This is a genomic window from Corynebacterium sp. SCR221107, from assembly GCF_027886475.1.
Lineage (GTDB): Bacteria > Actinomycetota > Actinomycetes > Mycobacteriales > Mycobacteriaceae > Corynebacterium.
On sequence record NZ_CP115670.1, the window covers coordinates 91,267 to 104,808 of the forward strand.

The 13,542-nt window shown below is 64.0% G+C and carries 11 protein-coding genes; 6 read left to right on the forward strand and 5 right to left on the reverse strand.

The window, feature by feature from the left end; genetic code table 11:
- Window positions 1–32: 32 nt before the first annotated feature.
- Window positions 33–1,526 carry a GntP family permease gene (locus PAB09_RS00455; protein WP_271034163.1) on the forward strand — a complete coding sequence of 498 codons (1,494 nt, stop codon included), beginning with the start codon at window positions 33–35 and terminating at the stop codon, window positions 1,524–1,526.
- A 50-nt stretch (window positions 1,527–1,576) separates the two neighbouring features.
- Here the strand turns inward: PAB09_RS00455 and PAB09_RS00460 are convergent, their stop codons facing one another.
- Together PAB09_RS00460 and PAB09_RS00465 are read right to left on the reverse strand one after the other, a co-directional pair.
- Window positions 1,577–4,108 carry an ABC transporter permease gene (locus PAB09_RS00460; protein ID WP_271034164.1) on the reverse strand — a complete coding sequence of 844 codons (2,532 nt, stop codon included), beginning with the start codon at window positions 4,106–4,108 and terminating at the stop codon, window positions 1,577–1,579.
- Window positions 4,109–4,114: 6 nt separating this feature from the next.
- Window positions 4,115–4,894 carry an ABC transporter ATP-binding protein gene (locus PAB09_RS00465; protein WP_442873679.1) on the reverse strand — a complete coding sequence of 260 codons (780 nt, stop codon included), beginning with the start codon at window positions 4,892–4,894 and terminating at the stop codon, window positions 4,115–4,117.
- A gap of 204 nt (window positions 4,895–5,098) precedes the next feature.
- Between PAB09_RS00465 and PAB09_RS00470 the strand changes: the two genes are divergently transcribed.
- The 4 genes from PAB09_RS00470 to PAB09_RS00485 all read left to right on the forward strand — a co-directional run bounded on the left by PAB09_RS00470 (window position 5,099) and on the right by PAB09_RS00485 (window position 8,764).
- Window positions 5,099–5,665, forward strand: coding sequence for a phosphoribosyltransferase (locus tag PAB09_RS00470; RefSeq protein ID WP_271034166.1), 567 nt, complete (start codon window positions 5,099–5,101; stop codon window positions 5,663–5,665).
- A gap of 174 nt (window positions 5,666–5,839) precedes the next feature.
- Window positions 5,840–7,357 (forward strand): SulP family inorganic anion transporter, encoded by a 1,518-nt coding sequence (locus tag PAB09_RS00475; protein ID WP_271034167.1) that lies wholly within the window; start codon window positions 5,840–5,842, stop codon window positions 7,355–7,357.
- 46 nt (window positions 7,358–7,403) lie between these two features.
- Window positions 7,404–8,456: a threonine aldolase family protein gene (locus tag PAB09_RS00480; RefSeq protein ID WP_271034168.1), complete on the forward strand. Its 1,053-nt coding sequence runs from the start codon at window positions 7,404–7,406 to the stop codon at window positions 8,454–8,456.
- An 8-nt stretch (window positions 8,457–8,464) separates the two neighbouring features.
- Window positions 8,465–8,764 carry a CHY zinc finger protein gene (locus tag PAB09_RS00485; protein ID WP_271034169.1) on the forward strand — a complete coding sequence of 100 codons (300 nt, stop codon included), beginning with the start codon at window positions 8,465–8,467 and terminating at the stop codon, window positions 8,762–8,764.
- Here the strand turns inward: PAB09_RS00485 and PAB09_RS00490 are convergent.
- The 3 genes from PAB09_RS00490 to PAB09_RS00500 form a co-directional block, all read right to left on the reverse strand.
- Window positions 8,761–9,324 (reverse strand): hypothetical protein, encoded by a 564-nt coding sequence (locus PAB09_RS00490; protein WP_271034170.1) that lies wholly within the window; start codon window positions 9,322–9,324, stop codon window positions 8,761–8,763. The two genes, PAB09_RS00485 and PAB09_RS00490, sit on opposite strands and share 4 nt — an antisense overlap.
- Before the next feature lie 307 nt (window positions 9,325–9,631).
- A complete protein-coding gene (locus tag PAB09_RS00495) occupies window positions 9,632–10,522 on the reverse strand; it encodes a creatininase (RefSeq protein WP_271034171.1) in 891 nt (296 codons plus the stop codon).
- A gap of 5 nt (window positions 10,523–10,527) precedes the next feature.
- Window positions 10,528–11,895 carry an MFS transporter gene (locus PAB09_RS00500; protein WP_271034172.1) on the reverse strand — a complete coding sequence of 456 codons (1,368 nt, stop codon included), beginning with the start codon at window positions 11,893–11,895 and terminating at the stop codon, window positions 10,528–10,530.
- A gap of 314 nt (window positions 11,896–12,209) precedes the next feature.
- On the opposite strand from PAB09_RS00500, the gene PAB09_RS00505 reads away from it, so the two are divergent.
- Window positions 12,210–13,514 (forward strand): amidohydrolase family protein, encoded by a 1,305-nt coding sequence (locus PAB09_RS00505; protein WP_271034173.1) that lies wholly within the window; start codon window positions 12,210–12,212, stop codon window positions 13,512–13,514.
- Window positions 13,515–13,542: the final 28 nt, after the last annotated feature.

The window sequence follows — 13,542 nt, forward strand, 5'->3', positions numbered from 1 at the left end:
GAAATACTAGCCAAGTTGATAAAGGAGTACCCATGGCACTCGCACTGGCGGGGATCTTCATCTCCCTCGCCTTCCTCATCGTCATGGCCTACCGCGGGCACTCCGTGGTGGTCGTCGCCCCCGTGGCCGCCGCGATCGCGGTGCTGTTCTCCGGCGCCCCGCAGCTTGCCACCTACACCCAGATCTTCATGCCAGCGCTGGGCAAGTTCCTCACGAACTACTTCCCGCTGTTCCTCACCGGCGCCATCTTCGGCCACCTCATGACGGTCAGCGGGCTCGCGCAGAAGCTGGCCCGGGGTATCTCCGCGCTGTTTGGCCCGAAGCAGGCGATGATGTCCACCGTGATCGCGACGGCGCTTTTGACCTACGGCGGCGTGAGCGCCTGGGTGGTGGTGTTCACCATCATGCCGATCGCCATGGAGTTGTTCCGCCAGGCAGACATCCCGCGGCGCCTCATGCCGGGCACCGTCGCTTTCGGAACCATCACCTTCGCGCTGGCGGCGCTGCCGGGCAGCCCGCAGATCCACAACGCGATCCCGACGAAGTACTTCGGCACCAATACCTACGCGGCGCCGGTGTTCGGCCTCATCTCCGCTGCGCTCATGTTCCTCATCGGCATGCTGTGGCTCAACTACCGCGTGCGCTCGCTCAACAAGGCTGGCGTGGGCTTTGCCACCGATTCCGCCGACGTCGACTCCCACCGCGAGGAGATCGCCGAGCACGTGCTGGCCACCGAGGCGGGCCTGGCTGGCGGCAGCGCCGCGGGTGCCACGCCTGAGGACATCTTCCAGGGCGACCACTCGAAGGGCTCGCACTCCGTTGCCGTCGAAGGTCTCCTAGGCCTCATCCCGATCCTCGTGGTCGTGGCCGTCAACTTCTCCTTCGTCTACGGCTTCTCCAAGTGGCTCGACTTCAGCTACCTCGCCGACGAGAAGTACGGCGCCACGAGCATCAAGGCCCTGCTGGGAACGTGGTCGGTGACGCTCGCGCTCATCGTCGCGATCATCGTCATCATCCTCATGCACCCGAAGGACATCAAAAAGCATCTAGGCGAGCTGTCCGAAGGCGCCAAGACCGGCATCCTGCCGGCCTTCACCACGGCCTCCGAGGTCGGCTACGGCGCGGTCATCGCCTCCCTCGCGGTGTTCTCCGTGCTGCGCGACGGCGTGTTCGGCGTCTCCGACAACCCGCTCATCGTGGGTGTCGTCTCCACCGGCGTCATCTCCGGCATCACCGGTTCCTCGTCGGGCGGCCTGTCCATCACGATGCAGGCCTTCGGCGACCAGCTCGCCCAGATGGCGCACGACAGCGGCATGAACGTCGAGCTGCTCCACCGCGTGATCGCCATGGCGTCGGTAAGCTTCGACTCGCTGCCGCACAACGGCGCGGTGCTGACGATGCTGTTGGTCTGCGACATGACCCACCGCCAGTCCTACAAGGACGTCGCGGTGCTGACCATCGTGGTGCCGCTGGTGGCGCTGGCAATCATGCTGGCCGTGCACGGCGTGATCCCGGGGCTGGTCTAGGACCGCACAAGGGGAAGGGGCAGCACCCAGGTGCTGCCCCTTCGCCTGTTTTATAGCTCCGCGATCGCCTCCAGCGGCCTCGTCTTCGCCGCGCTTCGCGCTGGCCACAGCGCCGCGATGAGGCCCACCACGCCAGCCGCGAGCACCGTGAGCCCCACCTGCAGCCAGGGCACGGTCACGTGGCCCAAGCCGGTGTCCGCGAGCGTCTTGATAAACGCCCAACCCATGCCGAGCCCGATGAGCGAGCCCAGCACCGCGCCGTAGAGCGCGATGACGATCGCCTCCAGGTGGATCATGCGGGTGATCTGCGCGCGCTGGAAGCCCACCGCGCGCAGCATGCCGATCTCGGCGCGGCGCTCGGACACCGACAGCGCGAGCGTGTTGATGATGCCCAGGATCGCGATGATCACGGCCAGCGCCAGGAGGGCGTAGAGCACGTTGAGGATCGTGGAGATCTGCTTACCGATCTGGCCCTTTAAATCCTCACGATCGAGAACCTGAACGACGAGGTCGTCCGCGACGGCATCCTCCAGCGCGCTGCGCATCGCCGGGCTCGTGTCACCGTTGGTGTACACCATGAGGCTCAAAAGCTGAAGGTCGTTCTCGCTGACCAGCTCGAGCGCGGACTGCTTGGACAACACGTACGGGCCGATCGTCTGGTTGTCCTCGTAGACGCCCACCACCGGGACATCGACGGAGCGCCCGGCGAAGTTCCACACGGGCACCGTGCTTCCCACCGGGTGATCGACGGCCTTGCTCTTGGAAAGCAGCACTCCCTCGCGCCCGGTGAGGTCGTCGCTGCCGTCGGGCAGGGACACGTTGACGGCCTCGCTCACCCTGCCGTCGATCACGCCGCCCATATCGGTCATGGGCGAGCTCGGATCAGGCGGGGTGAGCACCGACACCGGGGCCAGGAGCAGCGAGACCGTGTGGTCGACGCCCTCGACCTCGCCGATCCGCTCCGGCACGTCCTGCGGCAGCGACATCCCCATGTCCTGCGGGGCGGTGACCATGTAGTCCGCGGTAAACGTCTTGTCCACCAACTCGTTGACCTGGTCGCGCATGCTGGCGCCCATCATGCCGATCGAGGCGACCAGCATGAGCCCCAGCATGAGCGCGAACGAGGTCGCTGCGGTCCGTCGCGGGTTGCGGCGCGAGTTGGTCGCTGCGAGCTTGCCGACGGCGCCAAACGGCCAGCCGACCACCCGGCCGATGGAGCCGACGAACGGGATCGACATCGCAGGTCCCGCGAACCACACGCCGAGTACCACAGCGAGCGCGCCCACGCCCACGGTGATCGCCCGCTCCTTCGAGGTACCGATGTCCGCGTTGAGCGCGGCGACGGCCGCCGCCACCACGCCCGCCCCGATGAGCACGAGGCCGACGATCGTGCGGACGACCAGCGAGTTGCTGCTCGAGGAATCGCCCGAGCGCATCGCCTGGACCGGATGGATCCGGGCGGCGCGGCGCGCCGGGGCCCAGGCGGCGAAGAGGGTGACCACCACGCCGACCACGAGCGGGAGGACGATGGCGGTGGTGTTGACCGCGAGCCCGGCGTCGGGAAGCCCCACGCCCTGGGCGTTCATTACCGCGATGATGCCGCGCGAGAGCCCGATGCCCGCGAAGATGCCGAGCACCGACCCGATGGCGCCTACCACCGCCGCCTCGGCGAGAACCGAGCCGGTGATCTGCCCGCGGGAGGCGCCGATGCCGCGCAGCAGCGCGAACTCGCGCAGGCGCTGCGCGATGATCATGGAGAAGGTGTTGGAGATGATGAACGAGCCCACTAGCAGCGAGATCGCGCCGAAGGCCCACAGGAAGTAGTTGAGGAAGGCGAGCTGGTCCTTGATGGCCTTGGTCTCGTCGTTGGCCTTCTCGGTGCCGGTCTGCAGCGTCCAGCCGGGGTGCTCCTTGGCTAGGGCGTCGCGCACCTCGCCCGCCGTTGCGTGGTCCTTGAGCCCGATGGAGGCGCTGGCCACGGTGCCGTCGGGGGCGAACTTCTCAAGGTACTGCTCCTCCGGGATGACGAGCCCGGCGAAGCCGCCGACGGCCATGTCGGTGTCGTAGATGCCGGAGAGGGCGAAGGTCTCCCGGCCGCGGGCGGTGATCATGGTGACCTGGTCGCCGACCTTGATAGTGCCCTGCTCGGCGGCGGTGCGGTTGAGCGCCGCCTGGCCGCGGGTCAGCGGCCATTGGCCGTCGACAAGCTGGGCGATGTCGCCGATCGACTTGCCGTCGGGTGCCTGCGCCATGGCCTGCGAGGGGGCGCCGCCGGTCTGGATCGGCTTGCCGTCGGGGCCCGCGATGACGGCGGAGCTGTTGCCCGCGCTGAGCTCGACGGCGTCGACGCGCGGGTCGGCGCGCAGGGCGTCGATGTCGCTCATGGGGATGCGCTCGTCCGAGGAGGCGACGACGTCGATCTGGGAGTAGCTGGAGCTGACGATGTCGGTGAAGCTCTTCTCGATGCTCGCCGTCAGCATGGACGAGCCCGCGATGAACGCGGTGCCCAGAACGACCGAGAGCACCGTGAGGAAGAGCCGGAGCTTGTGCGCCGCGAGGTTGCGCCAAATAAGCTTTCTCATGGCGGCCTACGCCCCTTCCATCTGCGACATCATGTGCAGGATGTCGTCGGCGGTCGGATCGATGAGCTCGCCAGCCAGGCGCCCGTCGGCGAGGAAGATGACGCGGTCGGCGTAGCTGGCCGCCGTCGCGTCGTGGGTGACGATGACCACCGTTTGCCCCAGGTCATCGACCGCTGAGCGCAGGATGTTGAGCACCTCGCGCGAGGAATTCGAGTCGAGATTGCCGGTGGGCTCGTCGCCGAAGATCAGCTCCGGCCTGCTAATGAGCGCCCGCGCGATCGCCACGCGCTGCTGCTGGCCGCCCGACAGCTCCGCCGGGCGGTGGTCGAGCCGGTCGGTGAGGCCCAGACGGGTGGTCACTTCCTTTAGCCATTGCTTATCGACGGCCTTGCCCGCGATGTCAAGGGGAAGGGTGATGTTCTCGACCGCGGTGAGCGTGGGCACGAGGTTGAAGTACTGGAACACGAAGCCCAGCCTGTCCCGACGCAGCCTCGTCAGCTCCTTGTCCCTCAAGGAGGCGAGGTCCGTCTCGCCGATGAGCGCCTTGCCCGAGGTCATGCCGTCGAGGCCCGCCATGCAGTGCATGAGCGTGGACTTGCCGGAGCCCGACGGGCCCATGATGGCGGTGAACTTTCCCTTCTCGAACTCCACCGAGACGTGATCGAGGGCCTGGACGAGGGTGTCGCCGCTGCCGTAGCTTTTGACGAGGTCGACGGCGCATGCTGCGGAGGTCATGCTGGTGCTCCTTTTCGAGCTCTTAGAGGTGGGAGGGGATTCCACTTCCATTGTTGGCCTGATCGCGGGGAGGCAAAAGCTTTGCTGGGAAAATTAGGTGAAATTTCAGGGTGGACACTGACCACGAGTGGGTGCCTCGGGGTCCGCCCTGAGGCGGGAACCGTAGGCGTCGAAAAGCAGGAGCTAGGAAACTGCTTGTTGCATCGTTAGACTCTGAATCAATACTTTTCGTTCCCCACAAAGGAGACCTTCGCCGTGAGCACCACCGATGCCGCCCCCACCTTCGTCCCCGACTGGTACCACCCGGATCGGGAGAACCTCACCTGGGAAACCTTCGGCGAGGCAAGCCGCAACCTGTCGCAGCAGATCGTTGATTCCGGTTGGATGCCGGACCTGATCATCGGGGTGGCCCGCGGCGGTCTCATCCCCGCCGGTGCGATCGGTTACGCCATCGGCATGAAGGCCATGGGAAGCATCAACGTGGAGTTCTACACCGCCATCGGCGAGACCCTGCCCGAGCCGGAGTTGCTGCCGCCGTACCTGGACGCCTCCGATCTCGCGGGCAAGAAGGTGCTCGTGGTCGACGACGTCGCCGACTCCGGCAAGACCCTGGACCTGGTCTGTCGCATCCTTGAGCACGAGGACCTCGACCCGGCCAAGCCGAAGATTGGCGTGGATGTGCGCTCGGCGGTGATCTACACCAAGCCGGTGACCATCTTCAAACCGGATTATGTCTGGCGGGAGACCGACAAGTGGATCAACTTCTGCTGGTCCGTGCTCCCGGTGATTACTGCCGACGGCAGCCACATCGAAGGACACTAGGGCCGGATGGAGGGCTGGGGATGTCCCGCCCACGGCCCAACGAACGCCAATTGACCCCGCCGCCTGCGCTCACAAAGCGCGACCAGCGGGGTTTGCTTTTTCGGGTTGGTGCGCGGGCCGGGGCTGGACTAGTCTCAAACGGTTGCCCACACGAGACCGTTAAAAGGAGCCCTCATGCACGCCACTTCGGAACCGCTGCCACCCACCGGGGTGGTCGATTCCTTCCGCTTCGCCTTTTCCTCGCCCACGCGCCTGCGCCGGGAGGTCTTCGGCGGGCTGGCGGTCGCGCTCGCGCTGATCCCTGAGGTCTTGAGCTTTTCCATCGTGGCGGGACTCGACCCCAAGGTGGGCTTGTACGCCTCGGTGATCATGGCGATCTCCATCGCCTTTACCGGCGGGCGCCCGGCGATGATCTCCGCGGCCGCCGGCGCCGTGGCGCTGGTGATCGCGCCCCTTTCTTATTCTCACGGCGTGAACTACGTGGTGGCGGCGGTGCTGCTGGCCGGGGTTCTGCAGCTCGTGTTTGCCGCCTTGGGCGTGGCCAGGCTCATGCGGTTTATTCCGCGCAGCGTGATGACCGGCTTCGTCAATGCGCTGGGGATCATGATGTTTGCCGCCCAATTCGGGGACATTTATCGGGTCCCGTGGCAGGTGTATCCCCTGGTGGGGGCGGGTTTGGCGGTGATGGTGCTGTGGCCGAAGCTCACCCACGTGGTGCCCGCGCCCTTGGTGACCATCGTGGTGGTCACCGCGCTGGCGCTGCTGACCGGGTGGCAGGTGCCCACCGTCGCCGACAAGGGCGAGCTGCCCACCTCGCTGCCTGGGCTGATGCTTCCCGACGTCCCCCTAACACTCGATACGCTCACGCTGATCGCCCCCTATGCCTTCGGCGTGGCGCTGGTTGGCCTCATGGAGTCGCTGCTGACCGCCAAGCTGGTCGACGACATCACCGACACCCACTCGGATAAGACCCGCGAGTCCTATGGCCAGGGCTTGGGCAACATCGCCTCGGCGCTGTTCGGCGGCATGGGCGTGTGCGCGATGATCGGGCAGACCATGATCAACGTCAAGGGTGCGGGCGGGCGCACCCGCCTGTCGACCCTGCTGACCGGCGTGTTCCTGCTCATCCTGGTGGTGCTGTTCGGCGAGGCGGTCGGCGCCATCCCGATGGCCGGGCTGGTGGCGGTCATGCTGGTGATCGCGGGCACCACGGTGAACTGGCATTCCCTGCACCCGCGCACGTTGAAGCTCATGCCGCTGTCGGAGACGGTGGTTATGCTCGTCACCGTGGTGGGTATGGTGGCCACCCATAATCTCGCCGTCGGCGTCATCGCCGGGGTTGTTGCGGCGATGGTGGCGTTTGCGCGCCGGGTCGCGCACGTGGTGGAGGTAACCAAGGAGACGGGCACCTCCCGCGATGGGGAGGACGCGGGCACCGTCACGTACCGCGTGACCGGCCAGCTATTCTTCGCATCCTCCAATGACCTGGCCTATTCCTTCGACTACACCGACCCGTCCACCACGGTGGTCATTGATCTCAGCGCGGCGCAGGTCTGGGATGCCTCCACGGTGGCCACCCTCGATGCCGTGCAGGCGAAGTTCGCCGAGCGGGGCGTGAACGTCACCATTTACGGCCTGGATCCGCTCAGCAGCCAGCGCCTCGCGCGGCTCAGCGGCAGGCTTGGGGACTAGGGAGTAAAGCAGCTGGCGCGCCCACCGATGGGGCACAATGGTGTCCATGACTTATGACGAGCGGATCTTCTTCGGCAACGATTACAACCGCACCGCGCACCCCCAGGTGCTGCAGGCGCTCGTAGAGACCCAGGCGCAGACCCACACCGGGTACGGCCTGGATGCGATCAGCGCGCAGGCGGCGGAGAAGATTCGCGCGGCGGCACACAACCCGCAGGCGGACGTTCATTTCTTAGTTGGCGGCACCCAGGCCAACGTCACCGTGGTCGATGCCGTGCTGCGCCCGTGGGAGGGCGTGATCAGCCCGGTCGGTGGGCACATTAACGTCCACGAGACCGGCGCGGTGGAACACACTGGCCACAAAATCCTGGGGGTAAACAGCGCCGACGGCAAGCTTCGGGCCTCACAGATCACCGCGGTGGTGGAGGAATATGAGGAAAGTGGCACGCTGGAGCACATGGTCACCCCGAAGCTGGTGTACATCTCCCAGCCCACGGAGTTCGGCACCCGCTACCAAAAAGATGAGCTCGAGGCGATCGCGCAGGCGTGCCGACGCCACGGCCTGTTCCTTTTCGTCGATGGCGCGCGCTTGGGCTATGCCCTTTCCAGCGCGGGCAATGACGTGAGTTTGCCGGACCTGGCACGCCTGGCCGATGCCTTCACGATCGGCGGCACGAAGTGCGGTGCGTTGTTCGGGGAGGCCGTTGTGCTGCGTGAGGCCGCGGTGGCACCGCATTTCCGCAGCTCCATCAAGCAAAACCTTGGGATGTTGGCCAAGGGCTGGCTCATCGGCGCGCAGTTTGATGCGCTTTTCAGCGATGGCCTGTACGAGTCGATCACCGCCCGCGCCTGCGCCCAGGCCGCCGATATCCGCGCGGCCGCGTCGCACGCGGGCATCGATTGCTTCATCGACAGCCCCACCAACCAGCAGTTCTTCGTCCTGACCAAGGCGCAACATGAGGCCCTGGCGCGGCGTTTCGTCGTGCAGTTTATTTGCGCCGGCCCCACCCCGGGCACCGATGTGGTCCGGGTCTGCACATCCTGGTCGACCGAAGATAGGGACGTTGCCGTGCTTATCGACGCCCTGGGGTCGCTGTGATCAGGAAGGTGATCCACGGCAGGGGCGTCGATAAGCAGGGACGCTGCGCGCATTACCGCAGCGACCGTGATGTGGTGGGCAACAAGTGTGCCACCTGCGGGACGTACTGGGCCTGCCACCTGTGCCATGAAGAATACAATGACCACCCCTTCGGCCGGATGCCGGTCGATGAGGTGGCGGTGATTTGCGGGGCGTGCGGGCGTGAGATGGACTATCACGCCTACTCCGCGGCAAGCGCCTGCCCGGGCTGTGGGCACGCGTTTAACCCGGGGTGCTCGCTGCACGCGCCGATCTATTTTCAGGTCTAGCGGGAGCTACCGGCGTTGACCTGGCCGAAGACCTGGTTGAAGAAGTTGGCGACGATCGAAGCCAGGTCCGGGATCGTAAAGGAGCCAACGCCAGGGACCGGCACTGCTACGGTCGGGGTTCCTGCCGGAAGCGGGATGGAGATGTTTTGGCCAAGACCCTGGAAACCAAAGGATGCGGCGGCGTTGGCCGTGGTGGCCACGGAGTTGTTAGCCTGGGGAACATAAGCGGTTGCCGTGTCAGCGGTGGCGGTCGTGGTGTTGGTGGTGGCCGTGCCACCGCCCTTGAGACCACAGCGATTAGCGGCTTCTTCCACACGCGCCAGGGCGGAAAGGATCTGCGGGCCGCGGGAGTCGAACATGGCCAGGGTGCGGGCCTGGGCGACCTTGTTGTTGTAGTCGGCCTCGTTGGTCCAGTAGGCCGAAGCCTGGGCACACGAGATCTCACCGGAAGGAATCTTGGCGAGTGCATCATCGATGGTGTCAGCACCAGCCGATGGGGCCACAGCAATCAAGCTGGCGGCGATGGTGGCGGAAGCTGCAAAAGTTTTCAGATAGCGCATGACCCATAGCATTTCATAAATGTGAAAATTGTGAAAGGCGTGACTGGCGCTTTTTGGCGACTCACAGGAAATTATCCGGCAGTTGCCATCAACCTCTTCGCCCCGCGTGCACCGACGGTTGTCGTATGAGAGGTTGTATGAGAAGTCGCAAATGAAAGCGCAATAAGGAGCGGTCGACTGACATCGAATCGGTAGGCGTTGACCGCGCTGCGATGTCTATTTGCCGTCCGTGCAACGGTTGTTTCAGAAGATGAGCAAGGAAAATCCCCTGCGATTCGTGGAGGAAACGCAGGGGATTAGGTGGTGTTTAGGCACCTGCCGGAACGTGCATCTGAGGGGCAGTGTCGGTGGCAGCCGAAGCTGGGGTAGGTGCTGCGCCGAACTCGTCCAAGCAGATCGCGAGGATGCCGTCGGTGGTGGCGCGGGTAATAATTTCACCCTTGGCCGCGGTCGCTGTAGCCGCGTTGGCGAGCGATCCCTCCGGCGGAATGTCGCTTGCCCGGTTGGGTACTCGAATGTGAGTGGGTGGGGTAAACGGTGCAAGCAGCGGGATGCGGTCGGTGCGCACCAAGTTCGGTGCCAAATGCAGCATGAGGGAGGTCTCGGTCACCGCGCCGTGCTCGAGCGCCCAGCCGGGGAAGATATCCTCGCTGAAGACTTCCTTGATGACCGACTCAGGCAGCGGATCCCACCAGTTGGTCTGAACCATGACCGCCTGGTGTCCGGTCGCGGCATCCACCTTGATCATGGCTTCCTGGATCGGGAATTGGTTCTCAAAGTGAGAATTGACGATGAGAATCTTGTGGAAGCCGTCGGCGATGAGCTCGCCGAGGACATCCTCGAAAAGTGCGATGACGGTTGTGGCCGACAGGTCAACGGTGCCGGGAAACAGGGGGCCTCCGCCACTAAACGGGTTGGAGCGATATCCGTAGTCGATCGGCGGGAGGACGACAGCGCCAGCGATCCCTAATTCGGGCGAGCTCGTTGCCAGTTGCTCGAGGCCTGCGGCAACGGTGTTCGCGATGCCCATACCAATGATGGTGTCCGTCCCAAGGGGCAGGTGCGGGCCGTGTTGCTCCAGGGAACCGACGGGCACGATAGCGATCTTATCGGTGGAATCTGCGATTTCTTCCCAGGTCATGGTGAAAGCATCGCAGCGGCTAGCAGACAAGTGGGACAGTGCGGACAAGGTATTCATCGAGTCTAGATTTCCTTCTTGCTGGTGTGGCCCTGCAGGTCATTGGTGGGGGCGGCGAAGGCAACGGCGACTCCGGTCACGATTGCCGCTACTGCCAGGTAGAACGCTGGGGCGAGCACGGATCCCGTTGAACCGATCAGCCAGGTGGCGACCATGGGGGCGGTGCCGCCGAAGATGGCGTTTGCGAGGTTGAAGGTCAAAGCAAAGCCGGTCAGGCGCGTGCTGGTGGGGAACTGCTCCGAGAGGAAGGACGGCAGCACGCCGTCGTTAAGCGCAAGGATGCCGCCCAGGCAGACCTGCACCGTGACGATGACAAGGAAACCTGAAGTATCTAGGAGGATGAAAGCCGGGACGATGCCAACCAGCATGGCTGCTGCCGCGACCAGCATGGTGGTGCGGCGCCCGAGGCGATCGGAGAGGTAGCCGGTCAACAGTGCGAAGGCAACGTAGAAGGCGGAGGCGATGGAGGAGGAGATGAACGCCTGGGTGGAGTTCATTCCCAGCTCTTCGGACAGATAAGTAGGCAGGTAGGTCAGGATGACGTAGAAGCCGATAGCGTTGAGGACGGCCCCGGCGAAGGCGACAACCAGTGCGCGTGGGTAGCGCAGGACCTCGACGATCGGGGTGGTCGAAGACGATGGCGTATCCGAGGCGGTGGCCTGCGTGAACTGCTCGGACTCCATGGTGTGGCGGCGGATCATGAGGCCGTAGATGCCCAGGGGTGCGGCAAGCAGGAAGGGGATCCTCCAGCCCCAACTGGTGAGGGAGGCGTCGTCAAGCAAACCGGTCAAAGCCGCAGCGATAAGCGAGCCGAGCAGCAGGCCGGAAGCGGTAGCCGCCGGGACCACAGCCGCAAACAGTCCGCGCTTGTCCTTGGGCGCAACCTCAGACAGGTGGGTGGAAGCGCCGGCATACTCGCCGGCGGCGGAAAAGCCTTGCACCATGCGGCAGGCAAGCAGCAGCAGTGGTGCGGCCGCTCCGATCGCTGCATGGCTAGGCAGAATGCCGATGCAGAAGGTGGCCGAACTCATCAAGACGATGGAGGTGGACAAGGTTCGGACGCGTCCGAGCCGATCACCGATGTGACCCCACACGATGGCGCCGATCGGGCGCACGAGGAAGGAGAGTGCAAACAGTCCGAAGGTAAAGATCAACGCGGTGCGTCCCTCAAGGTTGGGGAAGAAGACCGTGGCGACAATCGCGGACATATAAACATAGGCGGCATAGTCGAACCACTCGATGAAGGTGCCGATGAAGCTGGCCTTCACGGAGTTGCGTACCTGGTGCTTGTCGGGCACGGGTGCGGCGGGTGCCACCGTGGGCGCGAAGGTGGGGGTTATGGCAGGTGAAGGTGCCTTGTTGATAATCGCCATGATGATTACCTCACGGAATTAATGGTGCTAGGCGCACCGACTGACGGGATGCGGAGGTGGGGTTCTGGCCAAGCGGGTGCTTGGTGAGTTCCTACTGAGCCGCAGAGTAATCGCGCATTTTACGCGCGGTCAATTTCTATCGGTTGATAGAGAGTGCAGGTCAATGAATAAATCTACACAGTTTCGATAGTGCGATAGTTATTTTCCCGAGCGTGTGTTAGGTTTTTTCTGTCGCGCGATAGAAAAATCGCGCGCATGAATCACCACCCCCATCAAGGGGGAATGTAGTATCCACGACTGGGAGTTCAAGCACGATGCTTATCCGAAACGCACAAATCCGAAGCGAATCTGCAGGTCAGCTCGTTGATATTCGCATCGATGATGGCCGAATCACCTGGATTCGCCCCGCGGGCGATGCCGCAGTGGCAGGCGTAGACAGCCAAGCACACAGTGGCCAGGGCGGCCGAAGCAGTCAGTCGGGTGAGTTCGGGGAAGTCGTCGACGTGGCGGGTAAGTTCGTGGCCTCGCAGCTGGTTGAATCACACATCCACCTCGACTATGCGTTTAGCGCGGGAACGCCACGGGACAACGAGTCCGGCACGCTCTTTGAAGCCATTGAGATTTGGCGTGAACGCAAGCAGCTTGGCTTGGGTACTGCGGAGGAAGTGCGCGCAAAGGCCATCGCCGCAGCCCGCAGCGCGGCTAGCCACGGCGTTGGCTTCATCCGCACCCATGTCGATGTCACCGATCCCGAGCTGGTCGCCTTGGGGGTCTTAGTAGATGTGAAGAAGGAAGTGGCCGATTTCTGCCAGATCGAGATCGTCGCCTTCCCGCAAAATGGCATGTATGCCTACCCAGGCGGGGATGAGCTGGTAGAACGCGCGCTGCGGGAAGGCGCAGACGTTGTCGGTGCTATCCCACACCTTGAGCCCACGAGGGAAGATGGCGTCGCCTCCTTAAAGCACGCCTTCGATCTGGCGGAGAAGTTCGGTGCTCGGGTCGATGTCCATTGCGATGAGATCGACGATGAGCAGTCCCGTTTTGTGGAGGTTATGGCCGCCGAAGCCACCAAGCGCAGTATGCAGGGTCTGGCCAATGTCAGCCACGCGGTGGCGATGAGCTATTACACGCCCGGTTTCATGGCTCGCCTCTTGCCCAAGATGCAGGCTGCGCAACTGAGCTTTTCCGTCTGTCCGAACGAAAACCTGCACCTGCAGGGCCGAGGCTTTAGCAATCCGGTGCCACGCGGGGTGGCTCCGGTAAAGCAGTTGGTGGATTTTGGCCTTAACGTCGCCTTTTGCCAGGACTCCATTTCTGACCCGTGGTATCCGATGGGTAATGGTGATCTGGTGCGCATTATCGACACGGGCTTGCACGTTGGCCACATGCTCACGCCCGCCTACGTGGATACGTGCCTCGATTTTGCTACCACGAACCCAGCTCAGACCTTGGGCTTGAGCGACTATGGGATCGCTGAGGGCAAGCGGGCAAACCTCGTCGTGTTTGAGGCGGGCAGCGAGCGAGAGATCCTGCAGGAAAGTGCCCCGGTACTGTTGTCCATTCATGATGGGCGTACGGTGTTCGAACGCCCCAGCATGAACCCCGTGTGGCGCCTGTAGTCCTATTTTCGGTTGTCCTTGCCCTTTG